Source organism: Methanosarcina sp. WWM596 (assembly GCF_000969965.1).
In the GTDB taxonomy this organism is placed as follows: Archaea; Halobacteriota; Methanosarcinia; order Methanosarcinales; family Methanosarcinaceae; genus Methanosarcina.
Map to the genome: position 1 here is coordinate 921661 of NZ_CP009503.1, position 20397 is coordinate 942057.

A 20397-nucleotide genomic window follows, 5' to 3' on the forward strand; every position below is an offset into this window, starting at 1 on the left:
ATTATTAGTGAGTGTAGTAGAATTTACATATAGTAGTTCCGAATTTATTTGTTTGGGTTAAATTCTTCAGTTTAGGAAAACTCAAGTTCAGGCAGACTCAAGTAAAACATGTACCCGGTTGTGATGAATGGACACGTATGAGGAGAGTTTTCCGAAGATTGCAGTTATCCTTCCTGCTTTTATCAGGAGATGGAGATAGGGACAGTCGTGCTGATCACAAGGCGTTACACAGACCGGGTAATTGTTGTAAATAATGGCATTTCAGATCAGTGTGTAGAGTTGGTCGAATTTGCAGGAGCCGAGGGAATTCGGGATTTTACGTACATGAATAAAAATTTCTCTTTAAAAAAAGGTATTGAAGCTGCAAAAGATGCCGATATCCTGGTTACGATGGATGGATGTCTGTAGAGATCCATAACTAATCCCGAAAATGATCATACCTATCTGAGAAGGGAACTTTGACCTGAGATGGTAGGGACTGGCAGACGTCACAGAGGTCTCAAAAACGCTTTTATGGTCAATAATTAAAAGATAGAAGGATGCCCTGTGGGATTCCTGGCATTATCAAAAGTCCGTCTTAAGGAACTTGGCCTTTCCGATGTCTATCTTAATTCCATTCGTTCCATTATGTCATAAAAGAAAATTAAATAATTTGTATATTTTAATACATCCGGATCGCTGGAAGTCAAATGTTATCAACTTGAGCTTTTTCTGGCTAGAGGATTTTGTATTAAATTCAGGAAAAATACTTTTGATGGCTGTGAGAACGTGAAATTCATTGACAAACTTATCCATAAACTGATCTTAAAAAAGGGTTTCAAATATTATCAAGAAGACAAATATTTTATAAAACAGGTTTTGAAATTTTCGGAAAATAAAAATATAAAGGTTCTTGACGTTGGTTGCGGAAATGGACATTATTCGTTTCTGTTTGAAAGTTACGGAGCAGAAGTAACTGCTTTTGATTATAATGAAGATTTAATTAAAAAAGCGAATGAGAAAAAGAAGGAGCTCAACTCAAATGTAGAGTTTCTGGTTGCTGATGGCAGGTATCCAGAAAAGTATTTCACTGATAAATTTGAGATTGTGTTTCTTTCTGGATTTGCATTATTTGGTATTAACCAGAACAGAGAACTTATGGAAAAATATCTATTATTGCTTGATAAAGGGGGTAAATTGATATTTGTTCATAGTTCCAATTTAACAGGGGACATTAGGAAGACGCGCTGGAGAAACCATAAAATAGAAGAGTTGAAATCATTTTTTGAGAGCCTGGATTGTACAATTGAAGAGATTTACTTTTACGATAGGCATATTAATATAAAATTATTTCATTCTTTTGTATTCAATGGCCTTTCGACAAAAATTCATATTTTAATATCGAGAATAACAAAATTACCCTGCTCTTTAGTCTTTATTGTAAAAAGGCAGGTCAAACCACAGAATCATGTATTTAGTTCAGGGTAAAATAATTTTGAGAATGGTGAGGAAATGAGAATACTTTTCAATATATGCCATCCTGCTCAAGTTCATTTATTCAAGAACTTACTCTGGGACCTTGAAAAAAAAGGTCACAAATGTAAAATTACAGCCGTTGAAAAGGAAGTTTCATTGAATTTGCTTGATGCCTACGGGTTTGAATACGAGGTCGTAGGAAGTGCGAAATTTACTTCTTTTTCAAAAGCAATGGAATTGATAAAAATAGAATATATGTTGTACAAGATTGCCAGAGTATTTAAACCTGATATTCTAGTTGGCGGCGTGGGAAACGTGCATGTTTCACACCTTGGAAAATTAATAGGTAAAACTTCTATTGTATTTGACGACACCGAACACTCAAAGATTGAACATCTTTTAATGGACCCCTTTGCGACTGTCATCTGTACGCCAGCAAGTTACAGGATTAGCCTTGGCAATAAACAGATACGATATGAAGGAAATCATGAACTTGCATATCTTCATCCTCACTATTTTACACCTGACGCCAGAGTTCTGAACGATCTTGGAATAAAGGAAAATGACACTTTCATAATACTAAGATTTGTATCATGGGGAGCAATTCATGATGTCGGGCATGCTGGTTTAACTCTAGAGGATAAAAGAAATGCTGTAAGAGAATTAAAGAAATATGGGCGTATTCTTATAACTTCGGAAAAACCTCTTGAAAAGGAGTTTGAGATGTACCGGATTAACCTTCCACCGGAAAAGATGCATGACCTGCTATATTATGCAACGTTACTTTACGGGGATAGTGCAACAATGGCTTCAGAATGTGCAGTCCTCGGAACACATGCGATTTTCTGTGATTATGCAGGGAGGGGGTACACAGACGAAGAAGAAAAAAGATATGGATTGGTGTATAACTTTTATAATGAAAATTCGATGGGTAAGGATTCTTTAGTCAAAGCGCTGGAATTACTGAATAATCCTAATCTAAAAAGAGAAGGCAAACAAAAAAGAGAAACATTGCTTGCTGAAAAAATTGACGTGACCAAATTTATGGCAGATATTATAGAAAAATACGGTGGCGTGTAGTTGAATCCTCAAGATATGCAGTTTTAGGGGAAATAATATGTTTCAAAAACCTTTGTTTATAACTGCCCATCAATTAGGAGAGCGGGGATTCTATCCATTATATAAAAAATTGGTCGACTCTCAGTGGAAATCTTACCCTGAACAAAAAAAAGATCAGGAAAAACAACTGAAGCATGTGATTGTTTTTGCATATAAAAATGTGCCCTACTATCACAAACTGTTTAATAAATTGAAACTGGAACCCAGTGACATCAGAAAGATTGAAGACCTCGAAAAACTTCCTATCCTTACTAAAGATACCATCAAGCAAAATTTTGAGGATTTTAAACCAGTTAACCTTAGTTCAATCAAATACTATCTAAATTCAACAGGTGGGTCCACAGGTAATCCCCTGCAGTTCAGATTATCAAAATATGATAGGTTTTTCAACGGAGCCTCACTATATCGTGGGTGGGGGTACGCAGGATACGAATTGGGGGATAAGATGGTGTTCTTGGCAGGTTCCTCTCTGGACATAGGTTCCGGATCTTTTGTTGTCCAGAAAGCTCATGAAATTGTAAGAAATCTTAGGAAACTGTCCTCTTACGATATGAGTACCGAAGATATGCAGCAATATGCAAAGACAATTAACTCATTCAAACCTCAATTCATAAGAGGTTATGCTTCTTCGTTAAATTTTTTCTCAGAATTCCTTAGTGAAAACAAAATTGATGTTATTACTCCTCAAGCAGTTTTCACAGCTGCAGAAAAATTAATTCCTCACATGCGGAAAAACATTGAAAATGCATTTGGATGTGAAGTATTCGATGGCTACGGGCTGAATGATGGAGGCCTGGGAGCTTATGAGTGTAAGGAACACAATGGCCTCCATATTGACACAGAGCGGAGTATCCTGGAAGTTGTGGATGAGAACGGTTCTCAACTGGAAAACGGAACTGGAAGGATTATTGCAACAAGCCTTCATAACTATGCTATGCCATTCATCAGGTATGAGACTGGTGATATGGGGCATATTGTAAGTGATGTTTGCGGGTGTGGACGTGGCTCCAGATTGTTAAAGGAAGTTCTCGGAAGACAACAGGAAATTTTGCAAACTCCGGAAGGAAAGTTTGTTTATGGCGGTTTTTTTTCACGTATATTCTGGGAAATTAGTGGGGTAAAAGAATTTCAGATTATACAGAAAAAATTAAACACGATTACTATAAAAATGGTATTGGAAGAAAATTTTGATGAAAATCAACTGGATATTATTAGAAAGATAATTAAAAGTAAGTCTGAGCAATGGGAAATAGAATTCATCTATGTGGATGAGATAGAAAGAACAAAAGCCGGGAAATATAAATTTATATTAAGTGAGTTATAATTATGGCGTCAAAAAATTTGCTCGTAATATCCAATGATTTTCCAAACGCTGACAATAAGTATGTAAGAGAGATTTTTGTAAAAGAGCAGGTCATGTTTCTTAAAGAACACTTCGATAATATATATGTAGTGTCTCCGGTTGCTCATGGGATGGAACTTTTAAGAAAGACGCGTCATGAAAACTATACATTTGATAATGTACACGTATATTTTCCAAAATATATGAACTGTCCATTATTTTTTAAATACGGAAGAGATTTTTGGATCTATTTCGAAGAAAAGGCTGTAAAAAAATTAATTGAAGATGAAAATTTGCAATTTGATTTAATTCATGCTCACTTTACATGGAGAGCCGGAGCAGTCGCTGTCAAGTTAAAGGAAATGTACAAAGTTCCTGTAGTTATTACGGAACATACTTCCAGAACGTTTAATAATGCTGTAAAAAGGAAAGAGCCTCAATTTATAAGACCATGGAATTTGTGTGATGCAATAATTCGTGTTAGGAAGGGTGATATATCACTGTTTAAAAGCGTTGGAGTGCCTCTGGATAAGGTATACTACATCCCAAATGGCTATAGTCCTAAATCCTTTCCAGATTTAGACCAGCAAAGCTGCCGAAAAAAGCTTGGGCTGCCTTTGGATAAGAAAATAATATTGAATGTTGGAAGTTTATATGGAGAGGTAAAAGGACATAAGTATCTTATTGAAGCTATGAATGAAATCATAATGCAAAGAAAAGATGTAATCTGTTTCATAGTTGGTGGGGGGAAACTGGAGAAGAAGTTAAAAAAGCAAATTAGCTCCTCAGGTCTCGAGGATTACGTAAAGCTTACCGGGAGCAGACCATATACTGAAATTCCATTATGGATGAGTGCCTGTGACGTCTTTGTTTTGCCGAGTTTGCACGAAAGCTTTGGAATAGTTCAGATAGAGGCAATGAGCTGTGGTAAACCTGTTGTTGCAACATATAATGGTGGAAGCGAAGAGGTTTTGATTTCTGAGAGTTATGGTTATCTGGTTGAGCCGACAAAATCAAAGGAACTGGCAGAAAAAGTGCTTGTCGCTTTAGATAAAGAATGGAACAATGAACAGATAAAAAAATACGCCATGAATTTTAAGTGGGATACGATTGCGGAAGAAATTCTGAGAATATATAAAAAAGTTGGAGTTTGAAGCCTGTGAGAGTTTTACATGTAATGCCCTATATTCCTTATCCTGTAAGTGGAGCTCCTGTCAGAGATTATAATATAATAAAAAATCTATCTGAAAAAAAGATAGATTCACATATGGTTTGTAATTATTCTGTTGATAATAAGCTTGAGAATTCAACATACAACTTGAATCAGCTTGAAAAAGAATTGAACGCAAAAATATACACCAGAGAGGTCCCGGATTTATCTATACTCAAAAAAACGAAAGCCGTTTTTTTAAACAGTATGTATCCTCCTATTTATAGATATAATTCACCAGCAAATATAAGGAGTATCGAATCTGTACTAAAAAAAAGTCAATTCGATATTATTCACGCACAGCACACTATTGAGGCTGCACCTGTAGTACAGGCTGCATCAAACTCCCACTTTAAAGGGTGTAAGGTTATTACTCTTCATAATGTTGATCACTTAAATTTTATAAGGCAAATTAATCACCAAAAAAGTTCCTGGGTTAGGTTTGCACACAAGCGTGTTGTTAAAGGATTTAAGGATCATGAATTAAAGATTATAGACCAATTTGATCACATATTTGTAGTTTCGGAAACAGATAAAGAAATATACGTATCCTGCAGAATCCCGGAAGATAAAATAGATGTAATCCCGAATGGGGTGGATTGCAATTTCTATAATACGGAAGAGTTTGCAACCAGTGTTCAATTATCCCATCCAAATATCTTATTTATGGGGAGTTTATCGTATAAACCTAATGACTTCGGAATTAAAAACTATTTAGAAAATGTTCATCCCGCAATAAAAAAGAAATTCCCGAATATAAAATTTTACATTATAGGTAAAAGCTGCCCTGCCTGGCTCAATGAGTATTCAAAGACAGACAATACTGTGGAAATTATAGGGTTTGTAGAAGATGTAAGACCTTATATCTTTAACGCAGATGTCTGCATTGCCCCGTTAACCAGCGGTTCGGGTACCCGTCTGAAGATACTTGAATACATGGCAATGAGCAAACCGGTGGTTTCCACAACAATTGGTGCAGAAGGCTTAGAAATTAGCAACAACAAAAATATTTTAATCGCAGACCAATGGGATACATTTGCAGATTTAATTGTTTCATTATTAGAAGATAAAGAATTTTCTGAGCGAATCGGTATCAATGGAAGAATACTGGTTGAAGACAGATATGACTGGAAAAAGCTCGTAGAAAAACAAGTAAAAGTATATAAAAAGCTGACCACATGTAATTCTTAATTCGCTACATATTAATTTTTAATTTATCACATATGATTCTTAATTCATCACATATAATTCTTAATTTTTTATGTATTACTCTGCTAAGCCTGAGTTCTAATCCTATTTTTAACCCTAATTTTGTCAAACTCCGCAAATCTGTGAAGTCAGATGATTGCGGTTTAGGGATTCTACCTTGAATCTAATGTGCTTATTTTATATAGGGTGTTTTGCCGCTCTTTTACGAACATTTCCAGTTACAGGTAGCTGCAGTATATCAATCCCTGGCTTGCAAGTACATAATTTATCATGAAGAGCTTATGTATCTGAAGGGCAGGACGCTGAGCCTTAAAAATTGAAAGATGAGAATTTTAAAGTTTATATATGGAATTATCATAGTTTGAATAAATCAGATTATTTTGATCAGATAATGGGATGTCAGTAATATTCCATTTCATGCCTTGTTTCGGTCCATACATAATCCCATAATTAACGTTTGGGTACCTTAAATAGACATAAGAACCTGGCTCTATCCTGCTATGATCGGTTAATATGGGTTCGCCGGGGATCATGCCATAGCTGAAGAATAGGAGTGCTGTGGATGACAGATCAGCATATATTTTTGTCGTTGAATTTCTGTTTTTAGATAACCATTTAGTACCAGTAACATCCTGGGATGGAAAATGCATTTTGTAGAAGACATATTTATGTTCGAGGTTATCTGAGTTTTTTGCCCATTCCCTATTAATAGATACGGAAGTAGGGTTATCATGTATTATTTGCTGACCAATACCGACATTAAAAATCATAAATACTGCAAAAAAGACAGATAAAATTTTTAATGACTTTTTATAAGATATTGGATGCGTATGGAGAATCTTAGATATCGACTGAAAAAAAGTAAATCCACCAACAACACAGAACATTGATAAAAAGATGGATGTTATGTGATACAACCTGTGGATATTCATACCTGTAGAAGAAGTGAAAAATGATGTGATCAGTACAGATAAAAATACAAATGAAAAACCAAAATATTCATTAGATATTTTAAAATCTTCTGGTTTAAGATATACAGTTATGAATCCTATAGCTATGAAAAATTGTGATAATAGATATAGCATTCTTAATATTTGCCCACTCAAAAAAGGAGATGTACTGGTAGCCAGTTCAACTGACCTTGTTGAAAATAAATCATCCATTATACTTTCATGAATGTGGCCGAATATACTAACTATTGTTTCCAATACAGATCCTTGTGTGAAATTGGTATACCATATGAAAACAATAATAGAGAATAAAAGCATAAAATTAATTGTGTATGTGTCACTTTTATGTTTTAAAACATAAGTCATAAATAAATATCCTACTGGCATAAACAAGAGTATCAAGTAGGATAATCCGTAATGAGAAGTAACCAAACCCAGTACAAATAAAACCATCAAAAGTCGTTTCTTAAATAAATCTAGGTTACTTAACATAATTAAGAAGATAAGAACAAAAAAGAATTCTGCAATTTGTTGTCTTGCTAATGCTAGCATTTCTGTAAAAAATGTATATATCGACATGAAATAAAATACTGATATAAAAGCAATTTTTTCATTTAGTATCTGTTTTTGGTATATATGGTAGATTCCAATAGGTACCATCGAAAAGATAAAGGGATATACTATTTTAAACACATATGTAAGTTCTAAATTGCATATCTCTGAATAGATGGGAGCAAGCATTACAATGCTTAGCATTGCATTGACATTTAAGGGAATTGTAGAGTCCCATAAAGAATTTCCCAAAACAAGGTTCGCAAAATAGTACTCAAAGTGAATATCCCAGCCATCTAAAAAAGTTGATGCTAATGAATTATGGTATAAGATGGAAATTGAGATTATAAATATTGAAAAGGGATATAAATTTTTTGGCAGCAAATCGGTAAATGTAACTATAATTAATACTATAATTATAAAAATTATAGATATTATTGCAAGTATATTTGTGTGATAAAAGTTAATGAGATAGCTCCCAATTATACTTAAAAATGGAATTGTGCATAAAAATAATAAAGGTAGGGATAATGAAGTTTTTGTAGTGCTGGAGTATACTTCATTAGATTCATTTTTATCTCTCATATAGCATATGAGGGATAAAAATAATAAAATCGTACCTATTATTAAAGTTAAAGGAATAGTTGAGATAAGAGCATCCGTGAAAAAATAGCCAAGGCTGTTTATAAAAAAGCCTGAAAACATGATAAACAGCATGCTCAGTCCCACGATACAAATAAATGATTCAAGGAAAGTCAGTTTTCTTAATTTAAGAGCTCTATGCAGAACGATTCCAGGTACAAAAGTAAGATATACAAACCCGATTACTTGCCGTAAGATTGGAACGGGGAAATTTAGGAAGTCAAGCAATATTGAACCTACAAGTGCACAATGTATAGAGAATAAAAAGATCAAAAATTTTTTAGCATCGTAGTTGATTATTTTTTCCATTAAGTTCATATCCCACCTGGTAGAAAAATGAAGGCAAAACTAATTAAATATTTGATTATTTAAGGCTATATATTATTGAAACATTCCTTAAAATCTATCTAATAGAGACCTTCAGGCTTAGTTAACTTTTTTAGTACCTATCAATTTTAAAAATTTTTTATATGGAATATTAATTCCACTTTTTTTCCCAATTTCAACCAATATCTTGATATCATCTCTATCCAGTGATTTTGTATATAATATGGAAATAACATAAATTAGCAAAAAAATTGAATACGATATTGCCACTGCCCAGAATGTTGTAATAAACAGGCTCTTCACAAAATAAAAAATAACTGCGAGTAGTACTGACAATATAGTAAACCTCAAATAAATATTTGTAAAGGGATGTATATTCAAAAAATGATATAGTTTTACAGTCATGTATATTTCGACTACTGCAAAAGACAAAGCCGATGCAATTGCTGCTCCAACCATTCCAAAAGAGGGAATCAAAATTAGATTCAGCAGTATATTCAAGATGGCACTCATTAAAGTACAGTTCATTAAGAAGTAGGATTTCCCTATAGACATTAACGTATGATAGTTAAGACCAAAATAAGCGTTTGTTATAAATCCCAGGACTAAAACCTGGAAGACGGTACTGGCCTCAATATACCGAGAATCATAAAATAAATCTAAGATAAAATCTGGATATAAAAAAAACAAAAAAAACATCGGCAAAGTAAACATAAAAGACCATTTAGTTGACGTTGCATTAATGACCCCGAGTTCCTCAATTTGATTTTTACTATAAAGTTGTGAAATAATTGGAACGTAAAGAAAGCCTACAGAATTAATAACAACTGAAAGCAGACTGGCTATCGTGTATGCAGCACTATACATGCCAACTACTTCTGGTGTTTTAAAGTAACCGAGCATCAAAGTGTCAGTCCATGACATTATTGTAAGCAGTATGCTTACCGCGAGAAGTGGCATGGAATATATTAATAATTCTTTTGTAACGTGGTTTATACGTAGCTTGTTCCACTTTAGTTTGAACGGGGGTTTTTTGATAAAATAAATTATAAACGCCAGAAATGTAATTAGAATTGATATGACATAGACAAAAACCATATTATGAAACGGTAATCGTAAAAAAACTACAGAGGCCAGAAATAAGAGATAAGTAACCGGTCTTAAGATTTCGTTTAAACAAATTTTTATTTTAGACTCACCAAAGCCCCTGAAAATTGAGATAAATATGCTGATCAAAACTGACAGGGGAACCGCAATTAATAACATTTTAAAAACTGGGGAGAGTTCTGGGGAATTATAAATATTCACAGATATATAATCAGATCCCAGATATGCAATAACAGAAATTAAAATACTGGAAATTAACGCAATTACTATTGATGAAACAACTGTATCCTGCACATATTCTGATTGGTCTTTTGCTCTGAACTTTGCAATGTACCTTGTAGTCCCATCATATAAACCAAGTGTAGATATTGTAACAAATACACTCATTAGTGTAAAAGCCAGAGAGTAAATTCCATATTCACTCTGGGTTGTGAACCTTATAAAAATAATTCTACCTAAAAATCCTAAAGCCAAATTAATAATCATTCCAATAAATATAATAATAGCACTTTGAGCTACATTTGTAAGTGATTTGCTTATAACTTCAGACATTTTTTAGCTCGAATTCCTTTTTGGGCTCTAATTTTCTTGATTAATTTTTAATTGAACATTTCAACTTGTTGCTCTGATATAATTCTTTCTAAATAATCAACAATTTCGATGGTTGATCAATCGACATTTCTTTAGTCTCAGCAGTCATACTTCTTTAAGCTGTTCTTTAATTCATTAATTTCAGTACTTTGCTAATTTTCATTTAGTATAAATGAGGTTATTCAAAACCTATATATAGGATGAAAATGCCTCCCCCCATACCTATTTTGCCAAATAAGTTTAGATTCAAACTTTAAATAGAATTAAAGTCATAGAAATATATTGATACGGTATTACAACCTCTTTCTGACCATGTTACTATTAAGATCAATGGTTATCTTACAAGTAAAGACATTTTTCGTACCACTACTAATATGTCAGTCAACAGGAATTCTGTTCATTCAGTCACAGCGCGATATCAGGATGTTGCGTTCGAAACATCTTTTCGATACCATCTCAATAAATTAAACATGGAAGAACTGGAGTTTTTTTAATTTTTTCTGGTTCTTCTCCAATTTCAAAAAAATCATAAAATTTTATCATAACTTGATTTAAAAAAATCATAAAATTTCATCATAACTTGATTTAAAAAAATCATAAAATTTCATCATAACTTGATTTAAAAAAATCATAAAATTTCATCATAACTTGATTTAAAAAAATCATAAAATTTTATCATAACTTGATTTAAAAAAATCATAAAATTTCATCATAACTTGATTTAAAAAAATCATAAAATTTTATCATAACTTGAATAAACCAATCTACCCATTTTGGAAAAGTTGATATATTCAGACAAGAACTTGTTCAATATTTTTAATAAATATCTGGTTTTTGTGGAAATTTTCATTAGCTACCGCTATAAGATTTCAAGTTTCGGTTATAAGTTTCCGTTTTTCCTTTCCTTCACTCAGAACCATATTGGAATCTTGCCCTCATTAAGGGTGAGAATCCTTTCCATTTACCAGTACTAAAACATCACTGATTTAAATAAATATATAATTTATAACAAAAATTAGTTAGACCACTATCTGTTTTAATTGATCTTGCTTTGTCTGCTATATCACATATCAAAGAAAATATCTGTTCTATTGTATTATCCGTCTCAGGTGTAAAACCTTTTTTCAAGAAGCTTACATTCTTCTTAAAAATCTCTTCTACGTAACAAATCACTTTGTAAAACGCTTCTTAAAGTTCCAGATTAGAGTCAAATTCTTGTATCTCTTGAATATATGCGACAGTGTCACGAATTTGCTGTAAATTCGAAGCCACGTTTTTGTTCATATAACCACGGTGAAGTTGCACAAGGAGCTCTTCCACAGAATGCAGTCAAGCCTTCGGTGTATATTTCTCCAATTTGTTGAGAATTGTGTAGACTGCATTGTCCATCATATCTAACATTCATTTGTTTCTCATAATATTCAGAAATGTAATTTGCAGAACCTATTCAGAAATGTAATTTGCAGAACCTATTCAGAAATGTAATTTGCAGAACCTATTCAGAAATGTAATTTGCAGAACCTATTCAGAAATGTAATTTGCAGAACCTATTCAGAAATGTAATTTGCAGAACCAGAAACACCAATAATCTGATCATGAAAAGGCTTCTTACAAGTAGGATAAATCAGTATGTAACATTGCGAACTATAATGCTGTAACTTGATAGAATAAAGTGAGTGTAAAGAGTTCACATGTAATTTACTGCCATAATCATTAAAATGAGTAGGAGAACATATGGAAAACATAGGATAGTATCGATTTTCAACCCGAATTTTTGGTAAGGGGATTAGAATATTACCATTAACTACCGTTTTTACCATTGACGTATCTATTACAAGGGGATTAGAATATTACCATTAACTACTGTTTTTACCATTGACGTATCTATTAAGATGTTTTCTTTTCTCCTAAATAGAGGATTCGTTGAAATATAATTGAAATTTTTCTGTTTTGCACGATTTAGATAGAATATCTTAAGATCAGAAAATAATAAAAAGTCTCAAAAAGTACTAAAGGATTGAGATAGAACTTATTCTTCAAGTAACTTCAGAAGCTTCCGGACTTTTTCGTTGTCTATGGAATAAAGCCTCATCTTTCCGTCCTTTCTTACCTTGATGATACCCCAGTCCTGCAGTTTTGCTAGATGCATCGAGGTATTGGACTGGGTCTTGCCTATGAGGTCAGGAATCTCACATGCACATTTTTCCCCTTCAAGCAGGACTTTTATGATTTTATATCTGGTTTCCTCACTCAGGGCTTTGAAAACCTTTACATTTTCTTCATTAATCATATAATCAATCATTGAATTATAGCCGTATAAATACTTTTCTTAAGGCCTGGTAAATATTGTGGGGTGCCTGTGGCTTGCAGGAGTCTGGACCATACATTGCCTCTAAAACTGGTTTGAGGTTCAAAAAATCCAAAACCCTGCCAAAACAGGTCCCTAAAAAAATATGTTATTTGTAAAAAAGAGCGAATTGAAGATCAATCGGACTGCAGTATCTCCTTTATCTTATCCAGGGCTTCTTTAACTTCTTCATCCTTGAGGTCCAGGTCTTTGCTTTTTTTGATCCCTAACTCGGAGATCACAATGTGCCTGTCAGGGACAAAACCGGCAAGCTCCAGGGTCTCTTTTGTGCAGTTTAAGGGGCAGCCGTCAATGGCTATGAGCCTTTCGGAACCTTCGGCCGATTTCATAAGGCCTTTAATCCTGCCGCCGATCCCGACTGTGCACATCATTTTCCCAACTTCCTGCTTTGTAAGTTCGATTGCGACTTTGTTTGCGATCTGGCCTACGTTGGACCCTCCGCTGCAGGCAAAGATCCCTACGTTTGCTGTCCCGCATGCACATTTTACTTCTTCTGACATTGTTTTTATACTCCTTTCTTTACATTTTTTCTGCTTTTGATTGTTACTATTGCTAGTATTTTGTCCCTGATTATTTTGAAAACCTGTAGTTTTCATTCCTTATTTTGCAATCCACTTTTTGATGTCTTCTACACTTGGGACTTTACCTGCGACTTTAACATCTCCGTCAATAACAAGAGCAGGAGTGATCATGACCCCATATCCCAGTATTTTGTCAAAGTCCTCTACCTTGACAATTTCGGCTTCAACACCCATTTCCTTGACAGCTTTTTCAGCCATTTCTTTTGTCTTATTGCATTTTGCGCAACCTGAACCCAGTACTTCTATTTTCATACATTTCACCTATTGCTTAATTATTTCTTTATTTATTGTGATATATTTAGATATAAGCTTCATGAAAATTATTTATGACATTATTTTGATTTGATCCATATTCTCTTTTTTCGTTTATACAAACATAACTCCGAATATATACCCTGAAACGGTCGCAATCAAAACCACGAGGGAGATGTAGGTCATGCCTTTTTTTGGCCCCATGATCCTGTTGATAACAATCATATTCGGTAGACTGAGTGCTGGACCTGCAAGGAGCATGGCAAGAGAAGGACCTTTTCCCATTCCAAGCAGCGTGAGAGCTTTGATGATTGGCACTTCAGTGAGAGTGGAAAAATACATGAAGGCTCCGGCTACTGAGGAAATAAAGTTTGAAGTAAGAGAATTTCCTCCCACAAAAGCCGCTACTAACTCTTTGGGGAGTACGACTACCGCAATCCCGGCAAAGAAAACTCCCAGCAGGAGCAGAGGGGTGATCTGTTTTATCAGGAACCAGGTTTCTCCCATCCAGCTTTCTATTTCTTCTTTTGAAAACCATTTTAAAGATAGGAATGCTGTAATTACCAGCATTGGGATCCAGACAAGAAACTGAGTTGTATACTTCCAGCCCCAGGAGGACATCAGCTCGGGGGCTATAAGAACTGCAATTAGCACAATAAAGAGTTCAACGCTGTGTTTATGTTCTTCTTCTCCGAAAGTCTTTATGGACTTGCGTTCGGTTGCTTTTCCTTCATACGCAAGAGCCATAACTAAACCAACAAGTACGGAAAGAAGAATTGCCGCAAAGGCACGGGCTGCTCCGAGGTCATATCCCAGGATTTTTGCTGTATAGACAATTGCAAGGATATTGATCGCAGGGGCAGAGAATAAAAAGGTGGTTGCAGGACCTATGCCTGCCCCCCGTTTATATATCCCTGCAAAGAGGGGAAGCACCGTACAGCTGCAAACCGCAAGGAGGCAGCCTGAAACCGCAGCTACCGTGTACGAGACATATTTGGGGGCGTCCGCTCCGAAGAACTTAAGCACAGATTCCTTGGAAAAGAGGGAGGCAATCGCACCAGCCAGGAAAAAGGCAGGCACAAGGCACATCAACACATGGAGTGCCAGATACTCCTGCACTGACTGAAGCCCTACGGATATGAGATAAGTGATATAATCAAGAGTCATTTTTCCACCAGGGGTATTTATCCAGATTTGTTTCTGTTATTTCAAATATATTTGAAAGAACCTATATAAAATTTCCTATTTCAAATTTATTTGAAATAACTTCTTGGTCTGTATTCTGTTTATCCTTGCAGGTATTTTTGAAATCGAAGGTGGATATCTGGTCTGGTTATGGTTGTGTGAAGGTAGTGGACTCGTTTTTGCATTTCTCGGAGCAGTAATCCTGTTTCTGTACGGGGTCGTACCTACTTTCCAACCTTCTTATTTCCACAGGATATACGTGACTTAATGAAGAATTTTTATCACTTCCTCTCTTATACGGGGCTTTTTTGTCGATAAAAATATACCTGATAGGTATTAAATTATAGGGGCATTGATTTCACTTGTGGGCGTTTTTGTAATGTTCTATATTCCGCGTTAAATTCATGGGAAGAGAAATGAGCCGCTTATACGGGAACTCTAAAGTCCCGGATAACTTCAAATAGCACAATTTTCAGCTCTCATTTCTTGGGTTCGTTTTGTGCCTCTTTTGCCATGTTTTTAATCATTTCCCCGACAAGTGTTGATTTTTCGCAGTGAGATGCTTCTTTTGGGCTGCAGTTTATGAGGACACCCATTAACCTGTCAGCCATTTTGTAATTTTCCGTGTCTTCGAGCTTTTCCAGAAGTTTGGCCAGATTCCCGTTAAATTTCCTGCATTTTTCATAATCAGACGTTGCCCCCTAGATTCCCGGTGGTTCATAACGAGCCCAGCAATACTTGATTGTATATCCCTTGAAATTTGAAACGTTTATCGTATATTAGAGTGTTGATTATTTAAAAATTTAAAATGTTATTTTATATAGGAGCGTTAATATTATCCTCGTTTTGTGTTATTTTGCACATAACGATTAGAGAACTTGCGCGGTGACAAACTCGATGTTATTGAATGCTTCGAACAGCCAAGCAAATCGCTTTGAGTAGGCGAAATACTGGTAAAACAAAAACAGCTGTACACCTTGATCTGAGGATGAACCCGGCTACCTCGTGTTATGAATGGGTGGGAATCCAGGATAGAAAGAAGTACGTTGAGTTGAAGTGAAGAGCTTTTCACTCAATTTAAAGAGGATACACAAAATTGTGATTAATCGATATCATATGTCATTTCTATAATCAAATATTTATATTATATTTATTATTCTATGATAATTAGTAAATGACTCACGGACAACACAAAAATTAGAAACTCCTGTTAAACCTATGGTTTAACACGACAGCCGAAGGCTGACAGGTGGGGTTAGTTCACAGAGGTAAGCCCAACCAGCTATAAACTCCAATCATTTTCAATCCCATGTACAGCATCACTATGATAAAGATATTCATGAGAGTTTTATGGGACAGCATGTGTGCTACTTTGGAACCCACAAAAGCCATCGGTACACTGGAACCCGCCAGGAGTGCAAGCTGGAGCAGGTTGACATAGCCCAGTGAATAGGCAGGCAATCCCGAAACATTCCAGCCGTTATACATGTATGAAAGGATTCCACCAATGGCAATAATAGCCATCACTGCTGTGGATGTACCTATAGCCTGATGCATCCGGAATCTCAGTCCCAGGACCATAATAGGGATCATTACGACTCCTCCGCCAATGCCTATTATTCCGGATACAAGTCCAAGGAAAATACCGGCAATTGCATACAACATTGGGGATTCGGACGGTTCCTCATCTATCTTCATAGGTTTGGCTGTCAACATCCTTACAGCCCCCAGAACTATTACAAGCCCAAATGCTGTTTTAAGTATATCCCCGGGAAGATTGCTGGCAATGTAAGCCCCCAGGATCGCGCCGCAGAAGCCAAAAGCTCCAAGGTAGGAAGCTTGTTTCCAGAGCACAGCACCGTTTTTATTGTGGCCGTACGCTCCACTGATTGCTGTCGGAAGGACCACCGCAAGGTTGGTACCAAAAGCAACACGTATTGCAATAGTAGGTTCAATTCCCATTTGCGTCAGGACCCAGAACTGGACAGGAACCATGATAAAGCACCCTCCAACACCTAAGAGCCCGGAAGCAAGACCAACAATTATTCCTGTAATGAGCAGACCGATAATAAATATCATTTCCATATGCTATCTCCTTTATTTTTTCAAAGCAAATTCGAAATTTATTACATTTTTTTCATTAAGGGTAACTCTTTTATTAAGTTACAAAGGAGTCTATTGTATCTATTTCAAATATATTTGAAATAACCTATTTAACAGTTTCTATTTCAAAATAATTTGAAATAGCTTTTCGGATTAACTAAGAAAATTTCGGGTAAAATAAGAAAATTTCGGGTAAAATCAGATAAAACCTGTTGAGGCTTGGAAAGTTATTTTCGGTCCGGTTTGCCCTGAGCTGCCGGACTTTTTTTTAATTTCGGGCCTCTTCATACGCCCTTTTTGTTATTCCCTTTATCTTCTCTCCTACAAATGACGATTTTTCACAGTATGAGGCCACCTTTGGGCTGCAGTTTATGAGCACGTCCATCACTCTATCAGCCATTTTGTAATTTTCCGTGTCTTCGAGCTTTTCCAGAAGTTTGGCCAGGTTCCCGTTAAATTTCCTGCATTTTTCATAATCACACGTTGCCCGGTCATGCAGTTCGCACAGTTCATCCAGATCTTTCAGGATTTCAGTCCACCTGGTTTTTTCGGTCATAATGGAAAGGCATCATTCAATTTTTTTCCAGATTTTGCAAATGTTCTAAGGTTTTCACACCCTGGTTTCAGAATGTATAAACCTGTTCGCAGTGTTCTATTAAGTCTTCTGTAAAAGTTTCGTAAAAAGCTTCCGGAACTGTAACTTTTTCTCTGTCCCCGATTGCTCTGGCATCAAGGTCTTCCTGACAGGCATAGACTTTGTATCCCGGCAGTTCCTCGATTCCGGAAAGCAGATGATAGACTCCATCTCCTGCAAGGTATAGTCTGGCATTTCCGGAGCGGGCAGCCAGTTTGAGGCATAACTCTGACCTTGGACTGAAAGGGGGCTTAGTCAGCAGGAATATATCATATTCTTCTCGTTTCACATTATTACTCCTGTTAATCCTTACTCAAGAGCTGGAAATTTTTAATAGTTGCCATTTTAAAATACGAGAACGCAATCCGAGCTTTCCATCGCTTCGAGAAAGTCCTCTTCATCGACGAGTTCCAAGGTCTCTATCAGGGTTTCCTCAAAAAGGCCCCTCTCAAACAGTGAGGGTTCATGCACAAGTACTCTCAACTCCCCATATGAATAGAGAATATCTGAAAGGTTTGGTACTCCAAGCTTTCTGCTGTCCTGACCGGCAGCCACAAGATAAACTCCATCTCCATAAAGGCCAAGGGTCACATGCATCCTGTTGAGGCTTACTGCAGCCGCATTCAGTGCTCCGAAGGCTTTTTCACTGCCGTAAGGAGCAGTGTCCAGCAGATAGTAAGGAGCAGTGTCCAGCAGATAGAATACTGATTTCATAGGAATCTGAACCTCATAAAAACCCTATTCTTCCAGCCTCGTCTTGACAGTGAGATTCAAGCCTCATCTCGAAAGTGAGATTACTCTATCACTTTTACTCAGCATTTCTGAGAGTTCATAGAGACTGGAAATTTTTATTCCAGGCATGTAGTCTCCGCAGTTACTTCCGTTCGCAGTTTCCTCTTCTGCTATGTAACCTCTTGCAGCAGCACACCGTGCACAGGCTCTGATTACAGCCCCTTTCTCTGCAAGTCCGGCGAAAAGTTCGCCTGTGTTGATAAAAAAGGATGGGTTCTGGCCTTTCTTGGGAATATGCACTGCGTCCAGGTACAGGAATATGTTCACATGATACCGTTCAAGGGCGTTCTCAGCGAGTTTGCAGGCAATCTCAGCGTATTCGGAAATATAAGGGCCGTCAGTGAGCACGATAGTAAGCGTCTTCAAAACTTCCTCCGGTTAAAGTTGTGTTTCTTTAAGTAACGCTGGTTCAAATATACGCAGTCAGTACCTGCAGATGTTCCTGATTTGTTGAATATCCAGGTTCTTTGAGGGGTGTACACTTATCCAGGGAGACTTCCCCACTCATGAGTTTTATGGCAAAGGTGTAACAGCTCTGTTCGCTGCACTTCCCGCAGTTGGTCTGGGGCAGGTATTTGTAGATCTCCATGGGTTCGACTCTGACTTTTTCCCTGGGAGCTGGAGCGATACCTTTTGCAATAGCCTCATTGATAGTATTTCTCAGGTTTTTAAGCGCTTCTCCGGCTTCTCCCTCGTTTTTTATCATAGTCATGGTAACTTTTCCAGTGCCATAAATAGTTGTAATAATTTCCCCTTTTTGCATTATTAGAGCATTTATTCTGTCCGAATATCTCCCTCTGGGAAAGAGGGGCTCAAGAATCTTCAGGGTTCCACCCAGGGGAGGAGCCACGTTTGCGATCACCCTGAACTTCGAGGAGTCTGCTATGCAGGGCAAAAGCTGCCTTACCTCCGCAATCTCCACTGGCTTTGCCTTAGAAATGTCTGCATTTTTCTCCTCACCTTTGTCTTCCTTACCTTTCAGGAAATTTCTGCCTTATTCACTTAGCTTTGCAGTTCCTTCTCCTAACTCAATAAGGCTTGCCTGTTGCAGAACCTTGAGATGAAAATCGAGCATGGACTTCCCGACCTCTCCTCCGATTTCTTCTGTACTTCTCTCGCCATTATCCAGGAAGTTCATTATCTTCCTTCTAGTGACGTTTGCCATAGCGTTATTTACCAGCTTTATTTCATTCGGATTTCCCGGCATCTTTACCACCTGTAAGAATCATGAACATTTTCCCCACATTTTTTCCTGATTCTCATCACTATCAGGCATATTTTTTCTCAAAAATAAAGTCAAATTCTTCCAATCAATTATGGAGGCTTCTAATAATTCTATAATTAATTATGGGATTCACTTCTTAAAAACCCGGAAGCTGGATATCAAAAAATATTGATCTGGAAGTTAGGATCCAGCTTATTCACCTGTTCTCTATTTTCCTTCTCAATTGTTGTAAGCCCTTATAACCAGCTCACATAATCTGGTTGTTTGAGACTTCTCAAAATAAGCCTTAAGAGGTTGACAAACTCCTCAGTAACTACTTTTATATTTGTTTTAAGCTTTCAGAAAACGACCTTGCCGGATGATTCATTGGCAGGGCTGATATTTTGAATATTTCACCTTTTTGTTCACTCTCACTCAGTCTATCTTTCAAACCTTCAAGGTATTTCAGGAATTCTTCAGGATCTTTTTCTCCTTCGAATTTTATTATCAAAAGAGTAGCCGGGCTAGCAAATGGCACTTCATAGCCAGTTTCTATGTCAGGAGGCATGAAAAATAAAGAGCCTTCCTTCATATGGTAACGTTTTCCTTCACTATATAGTACCCATTCTCCTTTTGCCGTATATATTATGCTTTCAGTGGGGTGTGCATGAGGCTCACAGTACTGACGGATACATAATTATATAATGTGCTGAACCTTTGTTCCCGGAGATCAAAGGGCCAATTTTACCTTCCAGTGTCTCGACACCCGGAGAG

Annotated in this window: 22 protein-coding genes; 7 read left to right on the forward strand and 15 right to left on the reverse strand. The window is 36.3% G+C overall.

The annotated features are described in order from the left end of the window. Positions 1 to 189: 189 nt before the first annotated feature. The 6 genes from MSWHS_RS04125 (at position 190) to MSWHS_RS04150 (ending at position 6317) form a co-directional block, all read left to right on the forward strand. Positions 190 to 408, forward strand: coding sequence for a hypothetical protein (locus tag MSWHS_RS04125; protein WP_048126249.1), 219 nt, complete (start codon positions 190 to 192; stop codon positions 406 to 408). A gap of 360 nt (positions 409 to 768) precedes the next feature. Then, entirely contained in the window at positions 769 to 1467 is a 699-nt protein-coding gene (locus MSWHS_RS04130) for a class I SAM-dependent methyltransferase (protein WP_052722570.1), read from the forward strand. A gap of 24 nt (positions 1468 to 1491) precedes the next feature. Beyond that, positions 1492 to 2535 (forward strand): DUF354 domain-containing protein, encoded by a 1044-nt coding sequence (locus tag MSWHS_RS04135; RefSeq protein WP_048158770.1) that lies wholly within the window; start codon positions 1492 to 1494, stop codon positions 2533 to 2535. 37 nt (positions 2536 to 2572) lie between these two features. Then, the gene (locus MSWHS_RS04140) at positions 2573 to 3898 is read left to right on the forward strand and encodes a phenylacetate--CoA ligase family protein (RefSeq protein WP_048126252.1); all 1326 of its coding nucleotides are present in this window, start codon (positions 2573 to 2575) and stop codon (positions 3896 to 3898) included. 2 nt (positions 3899 to 3900) lie between these two features. After that, positions 3901 to 5070 carry a glycosyltransferase family 4 protein gene (locus tag MSWHS_RS04145; RefSeq protein ID WP_048126254.1) on the forward strand — a complete coding sequence of 390 codons (1170 nt, stop codon included), beginning with the start codon at positions 3901 to 3903 and terminating at the stop codon, positions 5068 to 5070. A gap of 5 nt (positions 5071 to 5075) precedes the next feature. Continuing rightward, on the forward strand, positions 5076 to 6317 hold the full coding sequence (locus MSWHS_RS04150) for a glycosyltransferase family 4 protein (RefSeq protein WP_231585703.1): 1242 nt from the start codon (positions 5076 to 5078) through the stop codon (positions 6315 to 6317). A gap of 350 nt (positions 6318 to 6667) precedes the next feature. Here the strand turns inward: MSWHS_RS04150 and MSWHS_RS04155 are convergent, their stop codons facing one another. The 6 genes from MSWHS_RS04155 to MSWHS_RS04185 form a co-directional block, all read right to left on the reverse strand. Next, positions 6668 to 8788, reverse strand: a complete 2121-nt coding sequence (locus MSWHS_RS04155; protein ID WP_197074022.1) for a DUF2206 domain-containing protein — start codon at positions 8786 to 8788, stop codon at positions 6668 to 6670. 117 nt (positions 8789 to 8905) lie between these two features. Then, positions 8906 to 10465, reverse strand: coding sequence for a flippase (locus MSWHS_RS04160; RefSeq protein WP_048126260.1), 1560 nt, complete (start codon positions 10463 to 10465; stop codon positions 8906 to 8908). Positions 10466 to 12533: 2068 nt separating this feature from the next. Next, positions 12534 to 12794 (reverse strand): helix-turn-helix transcriptional regulator, encoded by a 261-nt coding sequence (locus tag MSWHS_RS04170; RefSeq protein ID WP_231585576.1) that lies wholly within the window; start codon positions 12792 to 12794, stop codon positions 12534 to 12536. A gap of 194 nt (positions 12795 to 12988) precedes the next feature. Further along, the gene (locus tag MSWHS_RS04175; RefSeq protein ID WP_048126264.1) at positions 12989 to 13372 is read right to left on the reverse strand and encodes a putative zinc-binding protein; all 384 of its coding nucleotides are present in this window, start codon (positions 13370 to 13372) and stop codon (positions 12989 to 12991) included. A gap of 99 nt (positions 13373 to 13471) precedes the next feature. Continuing rightward, positions 13472 to 13705: a thioredoxin family protein gene (locus MSWHS_RS04180; RefSeq protein WP_048126266.1), complete on the reverse strand. Its 234-nt coding sequence runs from the start codon at positions 13703 to 13705 to the stop codon at positions 13472 to 13474. 114 nt (positions 13706 to 13819) lie between these two features. After that, the gene (locus MSWHS_RS04185) at positions 13820 to 14872 is read right to left on the reverse strand and encodes a permease (protein WP_048126268.1); all 1053 of its coding nucleotides are present in this window, start codon (positions 14870 to 14872) and stop codon (positions 13820 to 13822) included. A gap of 103 nt (positions 14873 to 14975) precedes the next feature. Between MSWHS_RS04185 and MSWHS_RS18920 the strand changes: the two genes are divergently transcribed. Then, positions 14976 to 15158 (forward strand): hypothetical protein, encoded by a 183-nt coding sequence (locus MSWHS_RS18920; protein ID WP_231585577.1) that lies wholly within the window; start codon positions 14976 to 14978, stop codon positions 15156 to 15158. 211 nt (positions 15159 to 15369) lie between these two features. On the opposite strand, the gene MSWHS_RS21910 is transcribed toward MSWHS_RS18920, so the two are convergent. The 9 genes from MSWHS_RS21910 to MSWHS_RS04220 form a co-directional block, all read right to left on the reverse strand. After that, positions 15370 to 15501: a hypothetical protein gene (locus MSWHS_RS21910; RefSeq protein ID WP_255353716.1), complete on the reverse strand. Its 132-nt coding sequence runs from the start codon at positions 15499 to 15501 to the stop codon at positions 15370 to 15372. A gap of 649 nt (positions 15502 to 16150) precedes the next feature. After that, complete coding sequence (locus MSWHS_RS04190) at positions 16151 to 16975, reverse strand: sulfite exporter TauE/SafE family protein (RefSeq protein ID WP_048158774.1); 825 nt, start codon at positions 16973 to 16975, stop codon at positions 16151 to 16153. Positions 16976 to 17261: 286 nt separating this feature from the next. Beyond that, a complete protein-coding gene (locus MSWHS_RS04195) occupies positions 17262 to 17549 on the reverse strand; it encodes a hypothetical protein (RefSeq protein WP_048158775.1) in 288 nt (95 codons plus the stop codon). 67 nt (positions 17550 to 17616) lie between these two features. Further along, positions 17617 to 17916: a sulfurtransferase complex subunit TusB gene (tusB, locus tag MSWHS_RS04200; protein ID WP_048158776.1), complete on the reverse strand. Its 300-nt coding sequence runs from the start codon at positions 17914 to 17916 to the stop codon at positions 17617 to 17619. 56 nt (positions 17917 to 17972) lie between these two features. After that, entirely contained in the window at positions 17973 to 18341 is a 369-nt protein-coding gene (locus tag MSWHS_RS04205) for a DsrE family protein (RefSeq protein ID WP_048158777.1), read from the reverse strand. 63 nt (positions 18342 to 18404) lie between these two features. Beyond that, positions 18405 to 18785 carry a DsrE/DsrF/TusD sulfur relay family protein gene (locus tag MSWHS_RS04210; RefSeq protein WP_048158778.1) on the reverse strand — a complete coding sequence of 127 codons (381 nt, stop codon included), beginning with the start codon at positions 18783 to 18785 and terminating at the stop codon, positions 18405 to 18407. 43 nt (positions 18786 to 18828) lie between these two features. Continuing rightward, complete coding sequence (locus tag MSWHS_RS22195; protein WP_369798961.1) at positions 18829 to 19314, reverse strand: (Fe-S)-binding protein; 486 nt, start codon at positions 19312 to 19314, stop codon at positions 18829 to 18831. 99 nt (positions 19315 to 19413) lie between these two features. Next, entirely contained in the window at positions 19414 to 19626 is a 213-nt protein-coding gene (locus MSWHS_RS22200) for a helix-turn-helix transcriptional regulator (protein WP_369798962.1), read from the reverse strand. Positions 19627 to 19963: 337 nt separating this feature from the next. Beyond that, positions 19964 to 20314 carry an AraC family ligand binding domain-containing protein gene (locus tag MSWHS_RS04220; protein ID WP_082088324.1) on the reverse strand — a complete coding sequence of 117 codons (351 nt, stop codon included), beginning with the start codon at positions 20312 to 20314 and terminating at the stop codon, positions 19964 to 19966. Positions 20315 to 20397 lie beyond the last annotated feature (83 nt).